This is a genomic window from Massilia horti (genome assembly GCF_004614195.1).
Classification (GTDB): domain Bacteria; phylum Pseudomonadota; class Gammaproteobacteria; order Burkholderiales; family Burkholderiaceae_D; genus Telluria; species Telluria horti.
Genome location: NZ_SPUM01000144.1, coordinates 1 through 25,288, shown reverse-complemented (window position 1 = coordinate 25,288; position 25,288 = coordinate 1). Strand labels below are relative to the sequence as shown.

The window sequence follows — 25,288 nt, the reverse complement described above, 5'->3', positions numbered from 1 at the left end:
ATGAGCGACGATCAACAACGCACCGACCTGCCGCGCACGGCCGGCGCGCCGCGCGCGCATGCACAGGACGAGCTGGATGCGGCCCGGGAAGACCTGCGCCAGAGCGACGATGCGCTGCGCGCGCTGGCCGACACGATCCCGCACCCGGTCTTTTTGGCCGACGCCAGCGGCGCCACCGTCTGGTTCAACAAACGCTGGTACGAATACACCGGCACCAACCCGGAACAATCCACCGGCTGGGGCTGGAAAGCGGTGCACGACCCGGCGGTGCTGCCGGCCGTGCTGGAGCACTGGCGCGCGTCGGTCCGTACCGGCGAGACGTTCGAGATGGAGTTCCCGATGCGGGGCGCCGACGGCATCTATCGCTGGTTCCTCACACGCGCCAACGCGGTGCGTGACCGCCGCGGCCATGTCGTGCGCTGGTTCGGCACCAATACCGACGTGGACGAGATCAAACGCGCCGAACGGGCCCTGCGCGAAGAATCGCACGTGCTCGAGCTGCTCAACAGCACCAACAATGCCATGGCCAGCACGCGCGACCTGCGCGCGCTGCTGCAGACCGCCACCGACGCCGCGGCCGGCATTGCCGGTGCGCGCTTCGCCGCCTTCATCTACCACGGCAAATACGGCGGCGGGCGCCTGTTCACGCTGTACACGATGTCCGGCTCCACCCCGGCCCAGTTCGAGAGCTTTGGCGAACCGCGCGCCACCGCCCTGTTCGGCCCCAGCCTGCCCAGCAACGTTCCGATACGATCAGGCGACATTTCGAGCGATCCGCGCCGCCGCCCGACGCCCTACTTCGGCCTGCCGGTCGGCCATCCCGCGGTGCGCAGCTACCTGTCAGTGCCCGTCATGGCGCGCTCCGGCGAAATCCTGGGCAACATGTACTTCGGCCATCCGGAGCCGGACGTATTCGGCGAGCGCGCCGAGCGCATCGTCTCGGGCATCGCGGCCCAGGCCGCGGTGGCGATCGACAACCTGCGCCTGTACGAGGCGGCCCAGCGCGCCGCCGAAGAGCGCAAGGTCCTGCTCGAAAACGAGCGCCTGGCGCGCGCCGAGGCCGAGCGCACCAGCCAGATGAAGGACGAATTCCTGGCCACCCTGTCGCACGAGCTGCGCACGCCGCTGTCGGCGATCCTGGGCTGGGCCCAGATGCTGCGCCGCACCGGCCGTGGCGAATCCGACCTGCAGCGCGGCCTGCAGACGATCGAGCGCAACGCGCGCGCCCAGGCCCGGCTGATCGAAGACCTGCTCGACATGAGCCGGATCACCTCGGGCACGGTGCAGCTGGACATGCAGGTGCTGGCGCCGCGCACGTTCGTCGACGCCGCGGTGGAGACCGTGCGCCCGGCGGCCGACGCCAAGAACATCCGCATCCAGACCGACTACGATCCGGACGTCGGCACGATCGCCGGCGACCCGGCGCGCCTGCAGCAGGTGGTCTGGAACCTGCTGTCCAATGCGATCAAGTTCACCCCGAAGGGCGGCCTGGTCACGATCGGCTTGTCCCGAAACGACGGCCAGGTGGCGATCACGGTGCGCGACACCGGAATGGGCATTCGTCCCGAATTCGTCCCCCACGTGTTCGAGCGCTTCCGCCAGGCCGACGCCTCGACCACGCGCCACCATGGCGGCCTCGGGCTGGGGCTGGCGATCGTCAGGCACCTGATCGAGCAGCACGGCGGCACCGTGCGCGCCGAGAGCGAAGGCGAAGGCCGCGGCGCGGCCTTCACGATCGAACTGCCGCCCGCCCGCACCCAGGCGTGCGCGGACGCCCGGCGCGGCGCGCGCCCCGAACCTTCGCGGCTGCCGGCGGCCCCCAGCCCCGAACTGACCTTGCGTAACCTGGCTGGCGTGCGCGTGCTGGTGGTCGACGACGACCGCGACGCGCGTGAACTGATCGCCCGCATCCTGGGCGACTGCCAGGCCGACGTGCGGCTGGCGGCCAACGCCGGCGACGCGCTGGCGCAACTGGCGGCGGCCCGGTTCGACGTTTTGATCACCGACCTGGCCATGCCCGAAGTGGACGGTTACGAGCTCCTGGCGCGGGTGCGCGCGCTCGGGCGCGAGGGCGGCGGCCGGATGCCGGCGGTGGCGCTGACCGCCTTCGCGCGCTCGGAAGACCGGCTGCGCGCCCTGGAAGCGGGCTTTTCCGCTCATCTTTCCAAGCCGGTCGAAGCCGGCGAGCTGATCGACGCGGTGGCCGCGATCGTCGGGCCGTCCGCCCCGCTGCTGGCCAATCGGGTAATGCGCTGACACCGTCCAACCTGTTCCTACCCTAACACGCGGCGCTGTCCTACAAGAAATTCTCAGCGGTTTGCTAGACTTAAAAAAAATGGGTAGAGCCGGATTCTAAGTAGAAAAAAACGGACGAATACCGAGTGGAAGAGAGTACGCATGCCGAGCCGACAAGACATTTTGAACGCAAAGATTCTGGTGGTAGACGACTCGCCGGACAATATCGAGCTGATGGAAGAGATATTGCGCGAGGAAGGCTACAACAACATCAGCTCGACGATGGAGCCGGAACAGGTGTGCCCGCTGCATCGCGAACACAACTACGACCTGATCCTGCTCGACCTGCAAATGCCGGGCCTGAACGGGTTCCAGGTCATGAAGGGGCTCAAGGAAATCGAACAGGGAGGCTACTTGCCGGTGCTCGCGCTCACCGCCCAGCCGAGCTTTAAGATCGCCGCGCTGGAAGCGGGCGCGCGCGACTTCATCAGCAAGCCGTTCGACCTGCTGGAGGTGCACAAGCGCATCCACAACATGCTCGAGGTACGCCTGCTGTACAAGGAGCTGGCGCAATACAGCCGCGCCCAGCAGGAGCTGGCCCTGCACGACGCGCTCACCGGGCTGCCCAACCGGCGCCTGCTGGAAGACCGCATCGCCACCGCGCTGCAGCATGCCAACCGCGGCCACGCCAAGGCGGCGGTCATGTACCTGGACCTGGACGGCTTCAAAGCGATCAACGACACCTATGGCCATGCCTGTGGCGACGAGATCCTCAAGATGGTGTCGGAGCGCCTGCTGACCAATGCGCGCAAGGAAGACACCGTCGCCCGCCTGGGCGGCGACGAATTCATGGTGGTTTTGGGCGATATCCACTGCCTGGCTGATGCCCAGGGGCCGGCTGCCAAGCTGGTCGAAGCGCTGGCCGAGCCGTTCTACATCAACGACCTGACGCTGCGGCTGTCGACCTCGATCGGGATCAGCCTGTATCCGGACGACGCCGAGACGGTCGACGCGCTGATCAACATCGCCGATTACGCGCTGTACGAAGCCAAGCGCAGCGGCAAGAACCGCTACTGCGCCACCACCAGCACCGGGCGCGGCCCGACGGTCAAGCCGGTGCACAAGGCAGCGGCGCTGGCGCCGCACCGGTAGGCGTCCGAATTCGAATATCGTAGGGTGCGCACCTGTGCGCACGCGGTCACCGTATGCGGACTTGCGGCTGGTGCGCGAACCCGCTGCTCCTGAGAACTGCGCGCGCGGTACTTGCACAGGCGGGAGCCAACGGGATTCAACCGTACCGCGTGCGCACAGGTCCTCGGCGGCCCCGCGCCCCCTACGATCCCGCCGACTCACGCGGACCTTAGCCCTTCACCCCGGATCTTTTTCGTGTTCCTTACGCACCTCGTCGTGCTTGCCCGCATGCAGCAAAGCCGGCTTGCCCAGGACCTCTTCGTTGTGCGCCTCGATCGCGCAGGCGTGCTGGTGATCGGTGCTTGCATCCGGCAGCTCCGCCACCACCTCGATGCGGGTCACGCTCGAATCGACCGCCAGCGGGTCGCTGGCCGGGAAGGTCATTTCGACCGCGTCGTCCAGCATCCGCTCTTCGACCGGAATGGCTTCGACCTCGGCCATCAGCCTGATCGCATGCGCATAACGCACGACCCGCAGGCAAGCCAGGTCGGCAACCGTGTTCACCCCAAACGCATCGCGCAGTGCCGCCGCCTGGCTGTCGGTGATCGACTGCAGCGCGGAGAGCGGGGCTTCCGCCAGCTCGCGAAAACATTTGCCCTGGAACGATTTCTTCACAATGGTATCGATATTCATGTTGGCCCTTTCAAGATGGCGCCCCTGTCTTTCATTGACACGGCTGATAGGGACACGTTCCGACTATCGCACAGGCGTTGGAGCCGCGTATGTGCGTCAGCGAACGGTGTCCCGACCCCGCGCACGATTGACTTTTAACACTGTTGCTTCGTGATATCATCAATCGTCCACAAGCCGAGTTTTCCTTTGGTGAAATAGCTCTCTCTGCTATGCTTTTTCACGTGACGACCAGCGACAATTCGACGCAGCACTACTAACGTGCCTAAGAACGACAAACCGAAAATTCTCGTTGTCAACGACGATCCAGCCAGCCTGTTGGCATTGACCAGCCTGCTCGACCAGTGGGCCGAGGAAACAGGCTACGCAGTGATCGCCGCCCGCTCGGGCCAGGAAGCCCTGCGCCAGGTGCTGCTGCACGACTTCGCGGTGATCCTGCTCGACGTGAATATGCCCGGCATGGACGGCTTCGAGACCGCCGAGGCGATCCACCAGCGCGCGCGCTCGGCCGACATCCCGATCATTTTCGTGACCGCCTTCCTGGCCGACGAGATCGACCGCCTGAAAGCCTACCAGCGCGGCGCCGTCGATTTCCTGTTCACCCCGGTGATCCCGCAGATCCTGCACGCCAAGGTCTCCGTGTTCGTCGCGCTGGCCAACAAGAACGACCAGCTCAAGCGCCAGGCCGAAAAGCTGACCCAGCGCACCGCCGAGCTCACGGCCAGCAACAAGCGCCTGCTGCGCGAGATGGAAGAGCGGCGCGCGGCCGAGCGCAAGAGCCACGCCAAGGACGAGTTCCTGGCGATGCTCGGGCACGAACTGCGCAACCCCCTGTCGGCGATCAGCAGCGCCGCCTCGCTGATCGGCATGCCGGGCGCCGGCGCCGAGATCGTCGGGCGCGCGCGCCTGATCATCCAACGCCAGAGCCAGCACCTGGCGCGCATCGTCGACGACCTGCTCGACCTGTCGCGCACGATGTCGGGCAAGGTCCTGCTGGCGCGCCAGCCACTGGAGGTGGGCAGCCTGGTGTCGGGCGTGCTCGACACCTTCCGCGCCACCGGGCGCACCGCCGGCTACCGCATCAACCTGGATCTGGCGCCCGGCTGGGTCGACGGCGACCCGACCCGGCTCGAACAGATCGCCTCGAACCTGATCGACAACGCGCTCAAATACACGCCACCGGGCGGCAGCGTCGACATCGGGATCGCCACCGTCGGCGCCGAAGTGGTGCTGTCCGTGCGCGACTCGGGCGTGGGCATTTCGCCCGACCTGCTGCCGCACGTATTCGAAGTGTTCGTGCAGGGGACGATTTCGCTCGACCGCTCACAGGGCGGGCTGGGGATCGGCCTGTCACTGGTCCGGCGGCTGGTCGAACTGCACGGCGGGAGCGTCAGCGCCGAAAGCGATGGCAAGAGCGGCAGCATATTCATGATCCGCCTGCCGCGGATCGAACCGCCGGCGGAAACAAAGGCGCGTTCCCCGGCCGCCGCGGTCAACAAGCCGAACGTGCTGATCATTGAAGACAACGCGGACGGGCGCGAGATGATGGCGACCATGCTGTCCACCTACGGCTATTCTGTTCAGCAAGCCGCCGACGGCATCGAGGGCGTGCAGATGGCCAGCTCGCGCGTGCCGGACGTGGCGCTGGTGGACATCGGCCTGCCCGGAATCGACGGCTACGAAGTGGCGCGGCGCCTGCGCAAGGCGCCCGACACGTGCAACATCCGGCTGGTCGCCCTGACCGGCTACGGGCTGGCCGAAGACCAGCGGCGCGTGCTCGAAGCCGGCTTCGACCTGCACCTGGTCAAACCAGTCGACATCCGACTGCTGCTCGATGCCCTCGGCGAACGCAGCGCCCAGCCGGCAAGCCAGGAATGAAGCACCGGACAGGCGTCACCTGACACTTGGCAGCGTCCCCGGCGTGCGCGCCGCCGGCGGCGAGACTGTTGTATGATTTGGGAAATATTCAACCAAGACCTCATGAGCGCAAAGGCACCCTCCCTCACTGAGACCGAGCTCGATCGGCAGGTCGCCGCGCGCACCGCCGAACTGTCCGAACTGCTGTCTCACCTGATGGCGAGCTGGGACGACGAACGGCGCCAACTGGCACGGCAGATGCACGACAGCCTGGGGTCGTCCATGACCGCGCTCACCATGCACCTGGCCCTGCTGACGCGCCAGCTCCCCGCGGACAACCAGGCGCTGCACGACCGCGCCGCCCAGATGAAGCAGCTTCTGACCACGGTCATCGAGACCAACCGCAAGATGCAGATCGGGCTGTGGAACGACAAGCTTGAATTCCTTGGCGTGAAAGCGGCGCTGTCGGAAGTGATCGCGGCTTTCAAGCGCGAGCATCAGTTGGCGGTGCACCTCAGCCTGCCCGACGAGGAGGTGGAATGCTCCCGCGCACACGGCGTGGCGCTGCTGCGCTGTGTGGAAGAAGGCCTGCGCAACGTCGTGGCGCACGCGCAGGCGAGCGAAGTGGACGTGATCCTCGACGACGACGGCGAGCACCTGATGCTGACGGTGCGCGACAACGGCGTCGGCCCGGGCGCGGCTGGGCTGGAATCGATCAACTGCCACGGCCTGCGCCTGCTGCGGGCACGCGCATGGGCGCTTGGCGGCACACTTACCCTCGGCCCCGGCAACTCGGGCGGCACCGCGCTGACCATGATCCTGCCCAAGGGCTCGCCTGCCTGAACGGCGTGCAATTTGCCGCTAAAACCGGCGGCGTAGGGGGCGCGGGGCCGCCGAGGACCTGTGCGCACGCGGTTCGCGAACGTGGCGTAGTGGAGTGGCAGCCGCAAGCGAGCATGCCGTGACCGCGTGCGCAGCGAAGCTGCACACCCTACAGCGGTGATATAGAACGAATCTGCAATTCAGGACACTAGTGCAGCTTGACCAGCGGCGTGGTCCGGCGAATCAGGAACCGGGCCACCGCCAGCACCGCCGTGCGCACCGGTCCGAGAATCGCCTTGTGGTGCAGCAGGTGCAGGCTCAGGTACATCAAGCGCGCCAGGAACCCTTCGACGAACCAGGAAAACCCGCGCAGCGCTCCCATCAGGCTGCCGACCGTGGTGCGGTGCCCGATCGACACTAGCGAACCGTAATCGCGGTAGGCATAAGGCTTGGCCAAAGGCGGCTTGCCTGCGGCCTGGCGCATGAAGGTGTGGAACAGGTAGTCGGCCTGCTGGTGCGCCGCCTGTGCGCGTGGCGGCACCGGCTGGCCGCTGGCATCGACACACCCCGCGCAGTCACCCAGCGCATACACGTTGGGCACGCCCTTCACGCGCAGGTGGTCGTCGACCTCGATCTGCCCGCTGCGCCCGTTGGTAGGCAGCCCGAGCGACGCGAGGAATTCAGGCGCGCGGATGCCGGCCGCCCACACGCACAGATTGGCATGGTAGGTGTTGCCCTTGGCGTCAATCACCTTGTCCTTTTCGATCTTGGTGACACGGCAATCGGTCACGACGCGGATCGCGCGCTTGTTCAGGAGCCGCAGCGCGGCATCGGACACCCGCTCCGGCAGCGGCGCCAGGATGCGCGGCGCGCCTTCGAGCAGGGTGATGCGCACGTCGCGCCGCACCTGCAGGTGATTGAACCCGTAGACCGCGTACACGGAAGAGGCCTCGCGCAGCTCGGCCGCCAGTTCGACCCCGGTCGCGCCACCGCCGATAATGACCACGTCCAGCCCGGCCTGGTCGCCCTCCTCCGCCTCCTGCTCCGCGCCGGCCAGAAGGCGCAGCAGCTTGAGCCGGAAGCGTTCCGCGTCCTCGGTGCCGTTCAGCGAAATCGTATGTTCGCGCGCGCCGGGCACGCCGAAATAGTTGGAGGTGCTGCCAACCGCAATGACCAGCGAGTCGTACTCGATGTGGCGCTCGGGCAGGACTTCCTCGTTGTCGGCCGTTGCAGTGACCGGCGCGACGGTGAGCCGCCGGACCGCCGCGTCGAGCGCCGTCATGGCGCCGTACACGAAGGTAAAGCCGTTGTCGTGGCCCAGCATCTGGTATGACAGACCCTCCTGGTGGATGTCCAGCGTGCCCGCCGCCACCTCGTGCAGCGACGGCTTCCAGATGTGATAGAGCCGGCTGTCGACCAGCGCCACCTTTGCCGGGCCCAGTTTGCGCCCCAGTTTGCAGGCCAACTCAAGCCCGCCCGCACCGCCTCCTACGATAACGATCCCGCCTTGCAAACCTGCCTCCGTTGGTGGCGCCCGTTGTCCTGCCGGGCAAACATGACAAGTTTACACCAAGCGCAGGAATGGATACCGGCGCCGGGTCAGTCGTGGCGGCCGTGCCCGTGACCGTGGCCCTCGCCATGCCCACGGCCGCGGCCATGGTCGTCGCGGCCGCGGCCATAGTCGTCGCGGTCGCGATACACCGGGCGTTCGACCACGCGGTAGTGCTGCTCGCGATAGCGCGGCACGTAGGTGTTCACGTACCAGTCGTCGCGCACGAACAGCACGCGCTGGCCGCAGGCGCCGTAGTGGCCGCACCAGCGCGACCAGTGCTTGCGGTGCCCTTCCGGCACCCGCAGGTAGACCGGCGCCGCCTCGTAATACCGTGCAGGCTGCTGGACGATGACCGGCTGCGTGTACACCACCGGCGGCGGGCCGTAGCCGCCGATGTCCAGGCGGCCGTAGAAGCCGGGCTGGCCGACGCTGATGCTGACGTTGCTCTGGGCCAGGACGGGGAAGGCGGCGGCGGCCAGCGCCAGGCCAATGATCATCTTTTTCATAACTTGCCTCAAGAAACTGTTGATTGCTCAACTCTAGCAGGTGCATTCCGCCGCTCTGTACGCTGAAACACACATTTACACCTGTTCCAATCTGTATCAGAAGCACCAGCGTGGCGCTCGCGCGACACCGGCCTCGTTAATGCACGGTCACTCGTCAAATTGTTACCCTACAGATACAATCGCGCCCCATAATTACACGTTTTGAAAGGTCATCATGTCCCTGCAACACTGCGCGCTCGCCGTCGCGGCCGGTCTCCTGTTCGCTGCCAACGCCAATGCCGACATCGGCGTCACCGCCGACCTGGGCACCACCGGTGCTGGCGTCCACATCGTCGTTCCGATGGAAACCTACCTGAACGGCCGGTTCGGTGTGAACGGCTACAAACGCAACTTCACCACCACCTCAAACTCGATCGACTACGCGATCAGTGGCAAACTGAACACGATCGACGCCCTGTTCGACTGGTACCTGCGCCCAGGCAGCAGCTTCCACCTGACCGGCGGCATCATCTATAACAACACCCGCTTCGATGCCAGCGCCCACGCCAACGCGCAAGGCAAGTTCGTCATCAACGGTGACGAGTACGAGGCCAGCGACATTGGCGAGCTTACGGGCAGTGTCAACTTCCGCAAGGCCGCGCCTTACCTGGGCATCGGCTGGGGCAATGCCCTCGCGCGCGACCAGCGCTGGAACTTCAACGTCGACCTCGGCGCCTACTACCAGGGCCGGCCCAACGTCAGCCTGGCCTCGGAAAAATGCGGCACCGACATCGCCACGTGCGTGGAAGTTGCCGCGAACGTGAAAGAAGAACGGGCGCGCCTTGCCGAGGACATTTCGTCCCTCAAGGTCTACCCGGTGCTGCGCGCGAGTGTTTCGTACCGCTTCTAAAAGCAATCTCCGCGTGCTTTCGGTATGATGACTTCCACCCTGGAGGAATCAGCATGAAAGCACGCCTTTATGCCTTGTCCGCGCTTGTGCTCGTCTGTCTGCTGGCCGCCGGCTGCCAGGACAAGGAGCGCCCCAAGCCGGTCACCGGGCCGCCGGCAAGCAGCCTGGCGCGGTAGATTTGCGCTCTGGCCCCGCCGCGCGGCCGCGCAGTTCCCTGTGCCCGCACGGGCAAGGTACACTGTCGCCTTTTCGTAGCCACCAGCCTTGCCCATGTCGTTTGCCTCCCTCGGCCTGATCGACCAGATCACGCGCACCCTTGAAACGCTGCAATACCATACCCCGACCCCGGTCCAGCAACAGGCCATTCCGGCCGTGCTGGCCGGGCGCGACGTGCTTGCCGCGGCCCAGACCGGCACCGGCAAGACCGCCGGCTTCGCCCTGCCCCTGCTGCAGCGCCTGGTCATGGACGGCGAGCAGGTGGCCAGCAACTCGACGCGCGCCCTGATCCTGGTGCCCACCCGCGAGCTGGCCGAGCAGGTGCACCAGAGCGTGCGCGACTACGGCGCTGGCCTCCCACTGCGCACCATGGTCGCCTACGGCGGCGTGAGCATCAATCCGCAAATGATGAAGCTGCGCCGCGGCGTGGACCTGATCGTCGCCACGCCCGGGCGCCTGCTCGACCTGCACCGCCAGAACGCAGTCAAGTTCCATCAGGTGCGCACGCTGGTGCTCGACGAAGCCGACCGCATGCTCGACCTGGGATTTGCGCGCGAACTGGACAGCGTGCTGGCCGCACTGCCCAGGCAGCGCCAGACCTTGCTGTTTTCCGCAACCTTCTCCGACCCGATCCGCGCGCTGGCGGCCCGGCTGCTCACCGCCCCCGTCGGCATCGACGCCGCGCCGCGCAACACCACCGTCAGGGCGATCCGCCAATGGATCGTCCCGGTCGACAAAAAGCGCAAGAGCGAACTGTTCCTGCACCTGCTGCGGCGCCACGGCTGGCCCCAGGTGCTGGTGTTCGCCAAGACGCGCAAGGGCGTGGACGAACTGTGCAGCCTGCTGGCCGCCAAGCGCATCGCCGCCGATTCGATCCATGGCGACAAGCCGCAGCCGGCGCGCCTGCGCGCGCTCGAGCGCTTCAAGGCGGGCGAAGTGAAGGTGCTGGTCGCCACCGACGTGGCCGCGCGCGGGCTCGACATCGAAGAGCTGCCGGTGGTGGTGAACCTGGACCTGCCGATCGTGGCCGAGGACTACGTGCACCGGACCGGACGAACCGGGCGTGCCGGCGCGTCGGGCGAAGCGGTGTCGCTGGTCGCCGCGGACGAGGTGACGCAACTGGCCGCGATCGAAGCGCTGACCAGGCAGGCGCTGGAGCGCCGCGAGGAACCCGGGTTCGAACCGGAGCACCGGGTGCCTGAGACCAATGCAAAAGGCGAGGTGCTGAAAAAGCCGAAGAAGCCCAAGAAACCGAAGGGCGATGCGCCGGTGGTGGCGGTCGACGTGCGGTTCCGGCGCTAGGTTAGGCTATCGTAGGGTGCGCACCTGTGCGCACGCGGTACGGTTGCGCAGAGTTTGCGTCCGCGTACTGACTGCCGGCTACCGCTTCACTACGCCGCGTTCGCGAACCGCGTGCGCACAGGTGCGCACCCTACGATCCATCATTAGCCGCGACAAGTTCGCAGGGGTTCCGGGGCGCCAGCGAAAAACCCAAACCTCAGCGCAACTGCAACCGCAGCTTCCGCACCCCCTCCTCCCCCGCCGGCGTCACCTCGAACCCCAGCTTGCGCACCAGCGCGATCACCCGCGCGTTCTGCGGCAGCGCTTCGCCGACGATCTCACGCGTGCCGCGACTGCGGCAGTAAGCGATCAGCTTTTCCATCAACATGCGCCCCAGCGCCTGCCCTTTCAGATCCGAGCGCACCGTGATCGCGAACTCCGCGCTCACATTGTCGGGGTCCAGCACCACCCGCCCCACCGCCAGTGTCTCGTCCTGCCCGTTCGCGCCCGGCCGGGTGGCGATGAAGGCCATCTCGCGGTCGTAGTCGATCTGGGTAAAGCGCGCCAGCTGCGACGGTGAGAGCTCGCGTACCCGCACGAACATCCGGTAACGCACGTCGTCCGGCGTGAGCGCCGCGAACAGGGCCAGGTGGGCCGGCGCGTCCTCCGGCCGGATCGGGCGCAGCATCAGCGGCTGTCCGCGCCACTGTACCACCTGCTCCAGCTCGCGCGGATAGGGCCGGATCGCCAGCCGGTCCAGGGTGCTGCCCGACTGGTCGGCCAGCGCCAGCCGCATGCGCGCATCGAGCACCACCACGCCGCTGCTGTCGGCCAGCAGGGGATTCATGTCCAGCTCCACGATTTCCGGAATGTCCTCAATCAGCCGGGATACCTGCACCAGCACCGCCAGCAGCGCGTCCATGTTCGCCGGCGGACGGTTGCGGTAGCCGGCCAAGAGGCGCGCCACGCGCGTGCGCCCCACCAGCTCGCGTGCGAGCACCGCGTTCAGGGGCGGCAGCGCCACCGCGTGGTCGGCCATCGCCTCGGCCTCCAGCCCGCCCTGGCCGAACACGATCACCGGGCCGAACACAGGGTCCAGCACCACGCCCGCGAACAGCTCGTGCGCCTCGGGCCGGCGCGCCATCGCCTGCACCACGAAGCCTTCGAAGCGCGCATCCGGCCGCGCGCTGCCCAACCGGCGCTGGATACGCCCGGCCGCGGCGCGCACCGCATCCGGCGTGTCCAGGTCGAGCACCACGCCGCCGACGTCCGACTTATGCATTACGCTGGGTGACAGGATCTTGACCGCCACCGGGAAGCCGATCTGCTGCGCGGCCGATACGGCCTCTTCAACGTTGGCGGCGGCGCGGGTGCGCACGTGCGGGATGCCGTACGCATCGAGGATCGCCTGCGCTTGTGGATCGGTCAGCAGGTGGCGCCGCTCGGCCAGCGCGGTACGCACCAGCTGGCGCGCCGCGCCGCGGTTCGGCGCCTCGGTGTCCGGCACGGTCGGCGGCACCTGCATCAGCAGGTTCTGGTTCTGGCGGTAGTGCACGATCTGCAGGAAGCCGTCCACCGCGTCTTCCGGCGTGCCGAAGCTCGGAATGTCGGCGCTTGAGGCGAGCGCGCGGGCCTGGGCGACCGTGTCGCCGCCCAGCCAGCACGACAGCACGTTGCGCGCCGCCGCGCGTGCCAGCGGCGCCACCGCACTGGCGACCGCGACGCTGTCCACGCCGGCGGTCGGTGCGTGCACCAGCAACACCGCGTCGGCCTGCGGGTCTTCGAGCAGCACCGCGAGCACGTCGCGATAACGTTCGGGTGGCGCGTCGGACAAAATGTTGACGACGTGCGCGTGCGACCAGCCGGCCGGCAGCGTGCGGCCGAGGCGCTCGGCCGTCTCGCTTGATAACTGGGCCAGCTGCCCGCCGTTGCACACGAGCGCATCGGCCGCCATCATGCCGGGGCCGGCGCCGTTGCTGACGATCGCCAGCCGCTCCCCGCCATGTGGCCGCGCGTGCGCCAGGATCTCGACCGCCGCGAACAGCTCCTCGGTGGTGAACACGCGCAGCATGCCGGCGCGCCGGATGGCCGCGTCGTAGACGTCGTCCGCTCCGGCCAGCGCCCCGCCCCGCAGCGCTGACGCGCACGCCCCATCCGCGATGCGGCCCGACTTGAGCACCACGGTCGGCTTGCTGCGCGCCGCCGCGCGCGCCGCCGACATGAACTTGCGCGCATAGCGCAGTCCCTCCAGATGCAGCAGGATCGCCGCGGTCGTGCCGTCGGTGGCAAGATAGTCGAGCACGTCGCCCACGTCCACGTCGGCCGATTCGCCCAGCGCGATGAACTTGGAAAAGCCGATCCCGCGCGAGCGCGCCCAGTCCAGCACCCCGGTCATCAAAGCGCCCGACTGCGACACGAACGCGATCCGCCCCGGCAGCGCGCCGCTCGCCGCCATGCTCGCGTTCAGTCCGAGCGGCGGCGCCAGCAGGCCGGCGCTGTTGGGCCCCAGGATGCGCAGCAGGTAGGGATTGGCGGCGTCGAGCATCGCCTGCTTCAGGGTGCGGCCGTATTCGTCGCGCTCCAGCGACAGGCCAAAGGCCGGCACGATCGCCGCGCGGTTGCCGATTTCGCCCAGTTGACGCACGATGCCCGGCACCGCGCGCGCGGGCAGCGCCAGCACGGCCAGTTCCGGCACCTCCGGCAGGCTGGCCAGGCCCGGATAGCACGTAAGCCCCGCGACCTGCTCGTGGCGCGGATTGACCGGGTAGATCGCACCGCGAAATCCGCCACCGGCCAGATTCGCGAGCAGGGTCGCGCCAAGACTGCCCGGCCGCTCCGACGCCCCGATCAGCGCCACCGATCGCGGCGCCAACAGATGCTGCAGGTTCCTGACACTCATGCGTTCCCTCGTCGCGAACACCAGCCGTGCATGGCAAAAATGACGATTTGGCTACACTGGCCACGTAAGCGTACCAAGGATCGCGACATGAAAGATGACTATGCGGCGCGGCAAGACGGCAAGGACGGCTCGCGCAAGGTCATCTATGCTGCGATCCTGGCAAACCTCGGGATCGCCGCCGCCAAGTTCGCCGTTGCGCTGATGTCCGGCAGCGCCGTCATGCTGGCCGAGGGCATCCACTCGACGGTCGATACCGGCAACGAGTTGCTGCTGCTGATCGGCGAAAAAATGAGCGCGCGCCGGCCCGACGTGCACCACCCGTTCGGCTACGGCAAGGCGCTGTACTTCTGGGCGCTGGTGGTCGCGCTGTCGGTGTTCTCGCTCGGCGGCGGGCTGTCGATCTACCACGGGGTGCACGCGCTGCACCATCCGGCGCCCCTGCGCGACCCTTACTGGAACTACCTGGTGCTGGCGATCGCGGCCGGGTTCGAGCTGTACAGCTGGAACGTGTCGCGCCGCGCGCTGAACCGCTACCGCCGGCCGGGCATGAGCCTGTGGCAGGCGGTGCGCACGAGCAAGGACGCATCCGTTTTTACCGTGTTTATCGAGGATACCGCGGCACTGCTGGGGTTGCTCGTGGCTGCGCTCGGCCTTGGCGTGGCCCTGCTGTTCGGCGATCCCCGGTTCGACGCCATTGCCTCGATGCTGATCGGGCTGCTGCTGGTGGGCGCCGCGCTCACGCTGGCGCGCGAGACCGGGCACCTGCTGGTGGGCGAGAGCATGGGATTCGAAGCGACGCGCCGGCTGCGCGCGATCTTCGAGGCCGACCCCAACATCGCCTCGGTGGGGCGGCTCCTGACCATGCAGCTGGGGCCGGACGAGGTGCTGCTGATCGCGGCCCTGCGCTTTACGCGGGGGATGCGCATCGACGAGGTGGAACAGGCGATCGACCAGCTCGAGCGCAAGGTCGCCGCGCAATACCCCGCGATCCGCCGCATCTATGTCGAAGCGGGGGCGCTGCGCTCGGCGATCGGATGAACTAGGACAGGCGGCTGACGGCCGGCGACTGCGCCTTGAACTCGCGCATCAGGCCCTGGACCAGGTAGCCGGTATGCAGGTTGGGTGGCGCGGTATCCTGGGCGACATCGTCGACCAGCCGGCGCAGCATACGCGCCTCGGCCAGTTGGCAGACAGGGACCGAGGCGATGATCTCGGGGCCGTGGGCCGGCTCCATGGCGAAGAAGTGCAGCCGCAATTTCTTATCCAGCAGCAGCGTGCCGTTGACGAAGCGGTCGACGCCGATGTCGAGCAGCACGTGCTCGATCACCTCCGCCGCTCGGCGTACCAGCCGCTCCCGGCTTTTTTTGCGTCGTGATGCCAACAACCCGGTCAGGAATGCCATGGCGGTTCACCCTTCGTCGAAGCAAAGGGGGTCATGCTAGCAGACGTATGTACGTTTAGGCAATAATTTTCGCGGGCCTCGTAGGGTGCGCACCTGTGCGCACGCGGTACGTTCGTATTTCGTTGGCTCCTCCATTCACCTCCGGTTCGCAAAGCGATCGTAGGGTGCGCACCTGTGCGCACGCGGTTCGCGAAGGCGGCGGATACGAACAGTAGCCGTAAGCCCATATATTGTGATCGCGTGCGAATGCAGGAGCCAACGATATTCACACGTACCGCGTGCGCACGGGTGCGCACCCTACGCTGTTACGCCGCCTTGCGCTCCGTAACCGGATACCCCGCCCCGTCGATCGCGGCGACGATCCGGTCCAGGTCCGCGCTGCTGTCAATGCGCACCTTTTTGGTCGGCAGGTCCACCGTCACGCTTGCTTCCCGGTCCACGTCCTGCACCGACTTGGTAACGCGGCCCACACAGTGGCCGCAGCTCATGCCTTCTACGGTAAGTTCATACATTGTTTTTTCTCCAGTTGCCGGGACCGCCTCGGTCCCTTCGGTTGTTACAAGGTGCGCCCCAGAAGGCGCCCAGCGCCGCAGCAGCAGCGCGTTGGTGACGACGCTCACCGAACTTAACGCCATCGCGGCGCCGGCAAGCATCGGGTTGAGCAGCCCGAAGGCCGCCAGCGGAATCCCGACCACGTTATACACGAATGCCCAGCCAAGATTCTGGCGGATCTTGCGATAGGTCCGGTTCGAGATATCGATGGCATCGGCCACCAGCGCCGGGTCGGAGCGCATCAAGGTGATGCCGGCGGTTTGCATCGCGACCTCGGTGCCGCTCGCCATCGCAATGCCAACGTCGGCCGCCGCCAGCGCCGGCGCGTCGTTGATGCCATCGCCGACCATCGCGACCCTGGCGCCTGAATGCATCGTGTCGGTGACAACCCTGGCCTTTTCACCCGGGAGCACCTCGGCCACGAAGTTGGCGATGCCGATCGCCTCGGCCACCGCCCGCGCGCTGCCCTGGTTGTCGCCCGTGAGCATCATGGAGCGTACGCCCATTTCGGCCAGGCGCTGTACCGCGCTGTTTGCCGAGGGCTTGACGCGGTCGCCGAACGCCAGCAGGCCTTCGACCCGCCATTCGCCGCCAGTCTGCACCGCCAGCCACGAGACCGTGCGCCCTTTCGCTTCGTGCTCTTGCGCCGTGCGTACGAGAGCGCCGGCGGCCGCGCCCAGTTCCTGCATCAGGCGCAGGTTGCCGAGGCAGACCGTGGCGCCCGCGACGTCGGCCTTCACGCCGCGCCCCGGCAGCGCCGCGGCGTTGGTTGCCGCTGGCGGGTTGAGATCCTTGGCGCGCGCTGCCGCCATCACTGCCCTGGCCAGCGGGTGCTCGCTGTACTGCTGCACCGCCGCTGCCAGTTCCAGCACCTTGCGCGGCGCCTGCCCTTCCACTGCGAGCAGCTCCGGCTTGCCTTCGGTGAGCGTGCCGGTCTTGTCGAACACGACCACGCCGACTGCGTGCGCGGTCTCGAGCGCCTGCGCGTCCTTGATCAAAATGCCATGGCGCGCGGCGATGCCGGTGCCGACCATGATCGCGGTCGGCGTGGCCAGCCCGAGCGCGCACGGGCAGGCGATCACCTGCACCGCCACCGCATTGAGCAGCGCCTGCTGCCAGTCGCCGCTGGTGAGGCCCCAGGCGAGCAGCGTGATGAGCGAGAGCAGCAGCACCACCGGCACGAAGAACGCGCTGACCCGGTCCACCAGGCGCTGGATCGGCGCCTTGACCGCTTGCGCGTCCTCGACCAACTGGATAATCCGCGACAGCATCGTCGCCGCGCCGACGGCGGTGGCCTCGACCAGCAGCAGCCCGTTGATATTGACGGCGCCGCCGGTCACGCGATCGCCGGCGCGCTTGCTGACCGGCAGGCTCTCGCCGGTCAACAGCGACTCGTCGAGGTGACTGCTGCCTTCCACCACCTTGCCGTCGGCCGGCACGCGCGCGCCGGGACGAACCACCATCACGTCGCCCACGCGCAGCCGTTCGAGCGGCAGCGAAATCTCGCGCCCGTCCCGGCGCACCAGTGCCTCGGTTACGCGCAGCGCCTCGAGCGCGCGGATCGCCTCCACCGTACGGTGCTTGGCCCGGCTCTCGAGCCACTTGCCGAGCAGCACCAGCGTAATCACAACCGCGGACGACTCGAAATACAAATGATCCATGCCGTGGCCCCAATGCAGCCACAACAGGTACACCGACATGCCATACGCCGCGCTGGTGCCGATCGCGACCAGCAGGTCCATGTTGCCGGAGAATGCGCGCAGCGCCTTCCAGCCGGCCTTGTAGAAACGCGCGCCGAGCCAGAACTGGACCGGGGTCGCCAGCGCCATCTGCAGCCAGCCGGGCAGCGTCCAGTCGAGCCCGAACAGCTCGGCGACCATCGGCGCGACCAGCGGCAATGACAACAGGACCGACAGCGCGACCGGCCACCATGAGGGCAGCGCCGGGGCACGCCGCTGGGCACCGGCCTTGCTCGCTTCATAACCGGCGCGCTGCACGGCGGCAATCACGGCCTGCGCGTCGAGCGCCGTTGTGCCGCTGACCGATGCCTTCTCGGTGGCCAGGTTGACCGTCGCGTCGAGCACGCCGGGCACCGTCTTGAGCGCCTTTTCCACGCGCGCCACGCACGAGGCGCAGGTCATGCCGGCGATGTCAAAGTTCATCTGCACGGCTGCCCTTTCCTCTTTCAAACCGCTTTCCATGTCCTTCTCCTTGTTCCCATACACGCAGGATAGTGCTTCCAACGATGGGAAGGTCAAGTGCATTTTTTTGGGATATTTCTCAGTGCAAATATCTACCCGTTGATCTTCCTCGCTTGACCTCCTGACCGTTGCCAACGTCCCCGCTACGCAGTCAGGCAAGAATTGCCATTCAACCTTATGACGGAGGCAAGAATGGCAAGTGACGCGTACCTGAAGATCGATGGCATCAACGGCGAGTCGGAGGACGAGCGCCACCGAAACTGGATCGAAGTGAATAACGTCCTGTACGCAGTCCACCAGCCCAGAGCCGGGGTGCTATCAACAGCAGGGGGCCATACCACCGGGCGAGCCGACCTGTACCCCATCAACTTCACCAAGCTTGCTGACTTGGCTTCCCCTGTCCTCTTGCAAACCTGTGCAGCGGGGAAGACCCTGCCGAAAGCGGTTTTTGAGTTCCTGCGGGCTGACGGCGACGGCAAGCCCATTCCCTACTTCAAAATCGAACTTGAAAACCTGATTATTGCAAGCATCACCCCTGACAGCGGTGAAGGTGGGATCATCGTCGAACGGGTCCAGATTGCCTATGCCAGAATTAAGTGGGCCTACACGCGCCAAAGCATCCGGGGCGGCACTGAGGGAAGCACCCTCGGGGGCTGGGATTGTTCAGCCCAGAAAGTGTGCTAACCGGAGGCGATATGTCCAAGCCTTACGAGGGCGCAGCAATGCTTGTCTGCCCGCTTGAACTATCTGACTTCCAGCACGTATGTGCCGTCATCGTGTCGGGCCATAAGGTGAACCCATGCGGCCATACGCTACTACACATCGGTAAAAGCTGGAGTTGGTATGTCCACATCTCTGGCCCATATAATTTGCCCAAATTCATGCCTCAAAGTAACTATATGCGGTACTTGAAAGAAAACGGCAAGCGTGAGATTCGTCGCTCGCCTATCAAGCTTCCTAACCCTAAAGGTGCTCATGAAAAGTTGCACGAACTGATAGAAAAGCCGTGGATATGGGGGGCTGTGGTTCATAACTGCACTTCCTTTGAGGAAGAAGTAGTGCGAGCAGGCGGTAGTAACGCCGGGCAGTATTTCAATTGTCCTATTGCGGAGCGATTCGGATGAAAATCACATTCATTTCACTCGTAACCGCCTTGTTGATAGCTGTACTTGTCTGGGCTTCGATCATCATTTTTGGTCCGGGCATGAATCTCGACATAGCGTATGGCCTCATCGTTGGCTCGTTCATCGGCTCGGCAGTCCTCACAGCACTGGTGTTGAGGCTATGGAGACCCCGCTAGTACGGTTAGGGGAGTAGCAGAAATGACGAGGGCGCTCGGAGGTGTCAGGAATTCTGTGTGCTGAGGTCGGTTTTTTTTAGCCGTGTCAGGCGCCCCGCGCGGACAGCCTGAACTTCGCCGCTGGCGGCGCGTCTGACTGGAATAATGCGCGGCCCGGCACAGTTCCGAACCGGCGCCCCCAGGCCAGGAGATTTATGGACCAGTTTGCCAATGCGAGCGTGATCGCCCGGGCGCCCGGCCGGCTCAGGATTGCAATTGCCGGCCTCTACCATAGCGAGCGCATGAAGCGCCGGCTGGAAGCGCAACTGGCCCGGCACCCGGCGGTGACCGAGGTCGTCGCCAGTGCGCTTACCGGGCGGGTGCTGTTGCTGTTCCGGCCCGCTGTCCCGGCCGACACCTTGCTGCGGGAGCTGGGTCTGGCCGTGCCGCCGGCGGCCGACGACGACCCACCGGCGCCGCCGCGGGTGATACCGCAGGCCAAGCCGGCCATGTCGAACCGTACCCTGTATCCGCCCTGGCATTTGCTCGACGCAAACGAGGCGCTCGCCTCCTACACGAGCTCGGCGCGGCGCGGGCTGTCGGCAGCGGAAGCCGAACAGCGGCTACGTCACGGCAAGAACATTGTGCTGCCGCCGCGCCAGCGCTCCTCGTTCGAAATCCTGCTCAGCCAGTTCCAGAACACGCCGGTTGTCCTCTTGGCCTTGTCCGCCGTGGTGTCGCTGCTGACGGGCGCGCTGGCCGAGACCGTCGCGATCGGCGCCGTGCTGGTGCTCAATGCCGCGATCGGCTTCGTGACCGAGCGCCAGGCCGAGGCCACCATCACCTCGCTGTCGGAGCTGGTCGATGACCGGGTGCTCGTGCTGCGCGACGGCATGGTCATGCTGATCCTGTCCTCGCACGTGGTCCCGGGCGATATCCTGGTGCTGGCGCCGGGCACGCGGGTCGCGGCCGACCTGCGCCTGTTGCAGGCCAGCGGCCTGCGGATCGACGAATCCGCCCTGACCGGCGAGAGCCTGCCGGTGACCAAGAACGTTGCGGCGCTGCCGGCGGACGTGCCGCTGGCCGAGCGCGACAACATGGCCTATCGCGGCACCGCGGTGGCGTCCGGGACCGGGCGCGGCCTGGTGGTCGGCACCGGCGGCCACACCGAGGCCGGCGCGATCGAGGCCCTGACCCGCTCGACCGAACGTCCGCTGACTCCGGTCCAATTGCAGCTGGACCGGCTGGGCAACCAGCTGGTCGCCGTCAGCACCGCCCTGTGCGGCGGCGTGCTGGCCATCGGCCTGCTGCGCCGCCAGGCCGGGGGCGCCTTGTTCCGGTCGGTGATCGCGCTGGCGGTCGCCGCGGTGCCCGAAGGCTTGCCCGCGGTCGCGACCACGTCGCTGGCGCGCGGGCTGCGCCAGATGCGCGCGCGCCAGGTCCTGATCCGCCGCCTGCATGCGGTGGAGACCATCGGCAGCATCTCCGCCATCTGCCTGGACAAGACCGGGACGCTGACGATGAACCAGATGTCGGCGGTGGCGATCCGCACCGTGCGCCAGCAGTTCGTGCCGGGGCAGGACGCGATCACCGGCCGCAAGGAACTGGACCGCCTGCTACAGGTATGCGTGTTGTGCAACGAGGCCGGCACGCATGAGGCCTCGGCCGAATCGCCCCTGCAAAGCTCGGCCACCGAGCGCGCGCTGCTGGAGCTGGCGCGCCGGGCCGGCCTGCAGCCGGGCCGGCTGCGCCGGGAGTATCCGCTGCTGGGCAGCGAACTGCGCGCCGAGGGCCGCAATTACATGTACACCACCCATGCCACGCCCGATCCGCGCCGGCGCCTGGTGGCCGCCAAGGGCAGCCCGGCCGACCTGCTGGCCCTGTGCGACCACTACGTGCAGGACGGGCAGGTATGCGCCTGCGACGCCGAGGCCCGGGAACGGATCCTCTTCCAGAACGGCCAGATGTCGGCCGAGCGGCTGCGCGTGCTCGGCTTTGCTTACGCGGAAGTTTCGCCGGAACATGCGCCAGAACAGGATGGCGTGCCGCCCCTGACCTGGCTCGGACTGGTCGGGCTGGCCGATCCCTTGCGGCCCGGCGCCGCGCGCACGATCGAACGCTTCCACGAAGCGGGGATCCGCACCACGATGCTCACCGGCGACCAGGCCGGCACGGCCTACCAGATCGGCAAGGCGCTGCGCCTGAACGACGGTGGCGAGCTCAAGGTCATCAATTCCGACGCGCTCGACCGCATGCCGCCCGAGCTGCTGGGCCAGGCAGTGAACCAGGCGAACATCTTTTCGCGCGTCACGCCGTCCGACAAGCTGCGCATCGTCAAGGCGATGCAGGCAGCGGGCGCGACGGTGGCCATGACCGGCGACGGCATCAACGACAGCCCGGCCTTGCGCGCGGCGGACGTGGGCATCGCGATGGGCAGCGGCACCGACATGGCGCTGTCGGTGGCGGACGTGGCCCTCAAGCACGACCGGCTGGACTCCTTGCTCGACGCGGTGGCGCTGGGGCGCACGATTTCGGACAACATCCGCAAGTCGGTGCACTTCCTCGTGTCGTCGAACCTCTCCGAAATTTTGGTCGTGCTGGGCGCGGTCGCCTGGCGCGGGGAATCGCCCCTGACCTCGCTGCAATTGCTGTGGCTAAATCTGTTGACGGATGTGCTGCCGGCGATCGCCCTGACCGAGGAACCGGCCGAGCAGGACGTGATGCAACGCCCGCCGCGCGACCCGCGCGCCAACCTGGTCGGCAATGCGGACATGCTGCGCTACGCGCGCGAGGCCGGGGTGATCGCCGGCGGCACCCTGTCTTCCTACGCCTATGGGCTGCTGCGCTATGGCAGCGGCGAGCGCGCGCGCACGGTCGGCTTCGATACGCTCGTGCTGAGCCAGCTGGCGCATGCACTGTTCTGCCGCTCCGAACACCAATCTCCGTTTGCCGCGGATCTGCCGCCCAATCCCTTGCTCACGGCCGCTATCGTGGCGTCAAGCCTGCTGCAGGGCGCGGTCCACCTGCTGCCCGGCCTGCGGCGCCGCCTGGGATTGACGGCGTTAAGCAGCCCGGACCTGCTGGCGATCGCGGCGGGCGCGCTGGTGCCGCTGCTGGTGAACGCGCGCGCCAAGCCTTACAGCAGCGCGGCGACCAAGGCCAAAGCGGAACGTTCGACCAGCTTGTCGACCACCGCGCCGGTCAGTTTGGCCGCCAGCGCGTCGATGCCGGGTGCGGGTGCGGCCCGGCCCGCGCCGTGACGCGGCGCGCGCTCGTGGTGGCACGACAGACCATGCCGCTCCAGCACCTGGCGCAGCGCCGGCAGCAGGCGCGCTTCGGCCCTGCCGTCGATCCGGTAGCTCACCAGCAGGCTGCCAGTCAGCGGGCTGGCCTCGACCGCCACCACGCCAGTAACCTGGCGCAGCGACGCTGCCACTTCGGCCGCTGCCAGCGGCGCCCCCCGCAGTTGCGGGAAGCGCAGCCTCAGGCGTCCGGGATATTGTTTGGGAAGTGAGGTCATGGCGGCTCCTGTCATGCGCGAGAGACTAGCGCCCAAAAATGACAGGAGTGTGACACACAAACCGTGCACGGCATATCAGCACGTTGCAGCGCTGCAGGTACGACAACACCCGTTCCTGCCAGCGCTGCGGTGATTGATAACAACGCCTCAGATATGCGGCCCCTGCTCGGAACCGCCCGTCTGCTGCCGGCCCGTCGTGCCGTATTCGTGCCCACGGCTGGTGGTCTCGCGGTGCTCGCCCACCGCGGCCGACACCACCTGCCGCACGCCGCCGACCACGTCCACCAGCAGGTGGGTCACGGTGGTGACCGCGGCGCTGCCGATGTCGCCCACCGCGCCGATCAGGCCGGTGGCGCCGTTGCGCACCTCATAGCCCAGGTCGGTCACGCCGTGCACCAGGTCGGTGGCGATGTGGGACACGCCACCGACCAGGCCGGTGCCCACATCTTCGGTGGCGCCAATCGCCCCGCGCAGCATGTGTTGGCCGCTCTCCATCGCGCCACCGTGAATCTCCCCTGCCGCGGTGCCGCCGTGCGCTCCCTGCGTCCCCTGTGTCACGTGCGGTGGTTCGGCGTGGAATTCCGGCTGCGGCGCGCCGGGACCGCCCGCTCCGCTGGGCGCATGCTGTTGGTAAGAACCTTCTCTGTGTCTGGGATCAGCCATTTCAACCTCCACTAACAATATGTTTGGCGCGCGGCCCGCCGCACGCCGTTGTCAATCAATCGGCACCGGCCTCGCCCGCTGCCTCGCCCACCGTCTCGGCCAGCGCTTCGACCTCGTCGGCCGCTCCACGGCGATTCGGCTCGCTGGCCAGCCGGAATGCATTGAATGCATACCAGAATGCGCTCATGGCCGGCACCAGGATGGCGCCCCGAAAGGCCTGCACCACCCCGATCGCGCCGAACGCCACGCCGGCCACGAGCATCGGATCGATATCGCGTCCGGTTACCAGCCGCAGCGGATCGAAGGGCGCGCTCGCCCGCGCGGCCGGCGGCGCGGCCGGCGGGGGCTTTACCTCCATCTGGAACCGGTCGGCCAGCACGGCGAGGGCCTGTTTGAGCGTGCCCGTGAATTCAAGCACCAGGCTGGCCGTGGCAGGATTGGCACTCACTGCCCCGAATTGCCCGCTTTCGAGCAACTCCTGTTCCAGGCGCCCGAACAGCTCCTCGTCGCCGCGATGCTCAGGCAGGCGCAACCGCACCCGTCCCGGCACCGTATGGGCGACATGGGCGTGGATGGTCATATGGCAGCCATGCCCGGGCGCGGCCGCGGGCCGCGGTCGGCCTGGTCAGGCTGGGCGTGCGGCGCCACGGTACCGGCCGCCGCCTGCCCCTCGGGTGCGGGTGCGCCCTGGCCGGCCTGCTCGGCGCGGATCTCGGCCATCATGTCCTCGACCGATTCGCCGGCCACCGCCACTGCCTCGCGCCCTTTCTCGTACAACATCAGGCCGCCCTTGAGCAGCGATTTGGCCACCGGCCGGCCGACGGTGACCACCACCGGCAACAGAACCGGGACCAGGACAGTGGCGGCAAGCGCCGCGCTGACCCCGACGATCACGTTACTCTTGAGAATATCCATGCATGGCTCCTCGGCGTTGATGATCGCTTTGACACCCCCTGCGCGGCCACGTTCCCCCACAGCGGCCGGCTCAGCCCATGGCGCAATTGATGCGCTCGAACCGCAGGCGCGGAACATTCGGCGCGCCCGGGCGTCTACAGCAGGCGATTGGCCAGCGCGGAGGGCAGCATGAGCCTGATACTGGAACAATTCCCCTACGCAGTGAGCTGCATGCGCGGCCTGGAGCAGTCGGCCGCATTACAGGGGCCGCTGACACCAGCCGCCACCCTCGACGCCCACATCTCCGAAATCCTGGACCTGGCTGCCCAGCTGCATCATCCGCCCGAGCACGTGGCCATGCTGTATTGCGCCGAACTGACGCGCCTGGCCCGGATGGCAGTCGTGGCCGATTACCTGCCGGTGCTGACCGCGAAGCGGGTACGGTCGCTGTTGAGATCGGGGCACGGGGGGTAGCTCACATCGGGCAATTGCAGTGGGTTGTAGACTCAATAATAGTTAGCCCCGAAATCGTCGTTCCCGGGCTCGGCGCCCCCCTTGGCGGGAATCCATGCTGCGCGTGAAATGACGTTCAGCATGGGTCCCCGCGCGCGGGGGACGACGTGCAAACTTTGCGCCGCCGTACAGCGTGCGCACGGGTGCGCACCCTAACGGTCATTGCAGAGCGTGCCACCCCGGCGC

At 67.1% G+C, this 25,288-nt stretch carries 22 protein-coding genes and 1 pseudogene; 12 read left to right on the top strand and 11 right to left on the bottom strand.

From position 1 onward, the window contains the following. Both E4O92_RS22580 and E4O92_RS22575 read left to right on the top strand, forming a co-directional pair. Nucleotides 1-2,256, top strand: coding sequence for a hybrid sensor histidine kinase/response regulator (locus E4O92_RS22580; RefSeq protein ID WP_135191899.1), 2,256 nt, complete (start codon nt 1-3; stop codon nt 2,254-2,256). A gap of 141 nt (nt 2,257-2,397) precedes the next feature. Further along, nucleotides 2,398-3,387, top strand: coding sequence for a GGDEF domain-containing response regulator (locus E4O92_RS22575; RefSeq protein WP_229483676.1), 990 nt, complete (start codon nt 2,398-2,400; stop codon nt 3,385-3,387). 216 nt (nt 3,388-3,603) lie between these two features. On the opposite strand, the gene E4O92_RS22570 is transcribed toward E4O92_RS22575, so the two are convergent. Next, nucleotides 3,604-4,059 carry a hypothetical protein gene (locus E4O92_RS22570; protein WP_206076927.1) on the bottom strand — a complete coding sequence of 152 codons (456 nt, stop codon included), beginning with the start codon at nt 4,057-4,059 and terminating at the stop codon, nt 3,604-3,606. Between the two features lie 258 nt (nt 4,060-4,317). Here E4O92_RS22570 and E4O92_RS22565 point away from each other — a divergent pair, with 258 nt between their 5' ends. Together E4O92_RS22565 and E4O92_RS22560 are read left to right on the top strand one after the other, a co-directional pair. Next, nucleotides 4,318-5,934: a response regulator gene (locus E4O92_RS22565; protein WP_135191898.1), complete on the top strand. Its 1,617-nt coding sequence runs from the start codon at nt 4,318-4,320 to the stop codon at nt 5,932-5,934. Nucleotides 5,935-6,036: 102 nt separating this feature from the next. Next, nucleotides 6,037-6,756 (top strand): sensor histidine kinase, encoded by a 720-nt coding sequence (locus E4O92_RS22560; protein WP_135191897.1) that lies wholly within the window; start codon nt 6,037-6,039, stop codon nt 6,754-6,756. A gap of 187 nt (nt 6,757-6,943) precedes the next feature. Here E4O92_RS22560 and E4O92_RS22555 read toward each other — a convergent pair whose 3' ends face one another. Then, complete coding sequence (locus E4O92_RS22555; RefSeq protein ID WP_135191896.1) at nt 6,944-8,248, bottom strand: NAD(P)/FAD-dependent oxidoreductase; 1,305 nt, start codon at nt 8,246-8,248, stop codon at nt 6,944-6,946. An 86-nt stretch (nt 8,249-8,334) separates the two neighbouring features. After that, nucleotides 8,335-8,793, bottom strand: a complete 459-nt coding sequence (locus tag E4O92_RS22550) for a hypothetical protein (RefSeq protein ID WP_135191895.1) — start codon at nt 8,791-8,793, stop codon at nt 8,335-8,337. Between the two features lie 214 nt (nt 8,794-9,007). Here E4O92_RS22550 and E4O92_RS22545 point away from each other — a divergent pair, with 214 nt between their 5' ends. The 3 genes from E4O92_RS22545 (at nt 9,008) to E4O92_RS22540 (ending at nt 11,200) form a co-directional block, all read left to right on the top strand. Next, nucleotides 9,008-9,682: a hypothetical protein gene (locus tag E4O92_RS22545; protein ID WP_135191894.1), complete on the top strand. Its 675-nt coding sequence runs from the start codon at nt 9,008-9,010 to the stop codon at nt 9,680-9,682. A 53-nt stretch (nt 9,683-9,735) separates the two neighbouring features. Further along, nucleotides 9,736-9,858, top strand: coding sequence for a hypothetical protein (locus E4O92_RS25365; protein WP_267873798.1), 123 nt, complete (start codon nt 9,736-9,738; stop codon nt 9,856-9,858). A 94-nt stretch (nt 9,859-9,952) separates the two neighbouring features. Continuing rightward, nucleotides 9,953-11,200, top strand: coding sequence for a DEAD/DEAH box helicase (locus tag E4O92_RS22540; RefSeq protein ID WP_135191893.1), 1,248 nt, complete (start codon nt 9,953-9,955; stop codon nt 11,198-11,200). Nucleotides 11,201-11,396: 196 nt separating this feature from the next. On the opposite strand, the gene E4O92_RS22535 is transcribed toward E4O92_RS22540, so the two are convergent. Next, nucleotides 11,397-14,078 (bottom strand): bifunctional acetate--CoA ligase family protein/GNAT family N-acetyltransferase, encoded by a 2,682-nt coding sequence (locus E4O92_RS22535; RefSeq protein WP_135191892.1) that lies wholly within the window; start codon nt 14,076-14,078, stop codon nt 11,397-11,399. Nucleotides 14,079-14,165: 87 nt separating this feature from the next. Between E4O92_RS22535 and E4O92_RS22530 the strand changes: the two genes are divergently transcribed. Beyond that, the gene (locus tag E4O92_RS22530; RefSeq protein ID WP_135191891.1) at nt 14,166-15,116 is read left to right on the top strand and encodes a cation diffusion facilitator family transporter; all 951 of its coding nucleotides are present in this window, start codon (nt 14,166-14,168) and stop codon (nt 15,114-15,116) included. Between the two features lies 1 nt (nt 15,117). On the opposite strand, the gene E4O92_RS22525 is transcribed toward E4O92_RS22530, so the two are convergent. Next, nucleotides 15,118-15,480, bottom strand: coding sequence for a hypothetical protein (locus E4O92_RS22525; protein WP_135191890.1), 363 nt, complete (start codon nt 15,478-15,480; stop codon nt 15,118-15,120). A gap of 305 nt (nt 15,481-15,785) precedes the next feature. Then, nucleotides 15,786-18,233, bottom strand: coding sequence for a heavy metal translocating P-type ATPase (locus tag E4O92_RS22520; RefSeq protein WP_135191889.1), 2,448 nt, complete (start codon nt 18,231-18,233; stop codon nt 15,786-15,788). A 192-nt stretch (nt 18,234-18,425) separates the two neighbouring features. On the opposite strand from E4O92_RS22520, the gene E4O92_RS22515 reads away from it, so the two are divergent. The 3 genes and pseudogenes from E4O92_RS22515 to E4O92_RS22505 all read left to right on the top strand — a co-directional run. Beyond that, nucleotides 18,426-18,917 (top strand): Hcp family type VI secretion system effector, encoded by a 492-nt coding sequence (locus E4O92_RS22515; protein WP_135191888.1) that lies wholly within the window; start codon nt 18,426-18,428, stop codon nt 18,915-18,917. A gap of 11 nt (nt 18,918-18,928) precedes the next feature. Then, on the top strand, nt 18,929-19,357 hold the full coding sequence (locus E4O92_RS22510; protein ID WP_135191887.1) for a hypothetical protein: 429 nt from the start codon (nt 18,929-18,931) through the stop codon (nt 19,355-19,357). A gap of 370 nt (nt 19,358-19,727) precedes the next feature. Next, nucleotides 19,728-22,628: pseudogene (locus tag E4O92_RS22505) on the top strand (cation-translocating P-type ATPase); the annotation flags it as partial. 20 nt (nt 22,629-22,648) lie between these two features. Here E4O92_RS22505 and E4O92_RS25405 read toward each other — a convergent pair. The 5 genes from E4O92_RS25405 to E4O92_RS25530 all read right to left on the bottom strand — a co-directional run bounded on the left by E4O92_RS25405 (nt 22,649) and on the right by E4O92_RS25530 (nt 24,925). Next, a complete protein-coding gene (locus E4O92_RS25405; RefSeq protein ID WP_307721761.1) occupies nt 22,649-23,032 on the bottom strand; it encodes an HMA2 domain-containing protein in 384 nt (127 codons plus the stop codon). Between the two features lie 147 nt (nt 23,033-23,179). Beyond that, the gene (locus tag E4O92_RS22500) at nt 23,180-23,695 is read right to left on the bottom strand and encodes a hypothetical protein (RefSeq protein WP_135191885.1); all 516 of its coding nucleotides are present in this window, start codon (nt 23,693-23,695) and stop codon (nt 23,180-23,182) included. 55 nt (nt 23,696-23,750) lie between these two features. Next, the gene (locus E4O92_RS22495) at nt 23,751-24,275 is read right to left on the bottom strand and encodes a hypothetical protein (RefSeq protein WP_135191884.1); all 525 of its coding nucleotides are present in this window, start codon (nt 24,273-24,275) and stop codon (nt 23,751-23,753) included. Then, nucleotides 24,272-24,610, bottom strand: coding sequence for a DUF5132 domain-containing protein (locus E4O92_RS22490; protein ID WP_135191883.1), 339 nt, complete (start codon nt 24,608-24,610; stop codon nt 24,272-24,274). The genes E4O92_RS22495 and E4O92_RS22490 overlap by 4 nt, the downstream gene beginning before the upstream one ends. Nucleotides 24,611-24,847: 237 nt before the next feature. Further along, the gene (locus E4O92_RS25530; RefSeq protein ID WP_370660023.1) at nt 24,848-24,925 is read right to left on the bottom strand and encodes a hypothetical protein; all 78 of its coding nucleotides are present in this window, start codon (nt 24,923-24,925) and stop codon (nt 24,848-24,850) included. On the opposite strand from E4O92_RS25530, the gene E4O92_RS25525 reads away from it, so the two are divergent. Next, complete coding sequence (locus E4O92_RS25525; RefSeq protein WP_370660022.1) at nt 24,890-25,063, top strand: DUF3562 domain-containing protein; 174 nt, start codon at nt 24,890-24,892, stop codon at nt 25,061-25,063. The genes E4O92_RS25530 and E4O92_RS25525 overlap by 36 nt on opposite strands. Nucleotides 25,064-25,288: the final 225 nt, after the last annotated feature.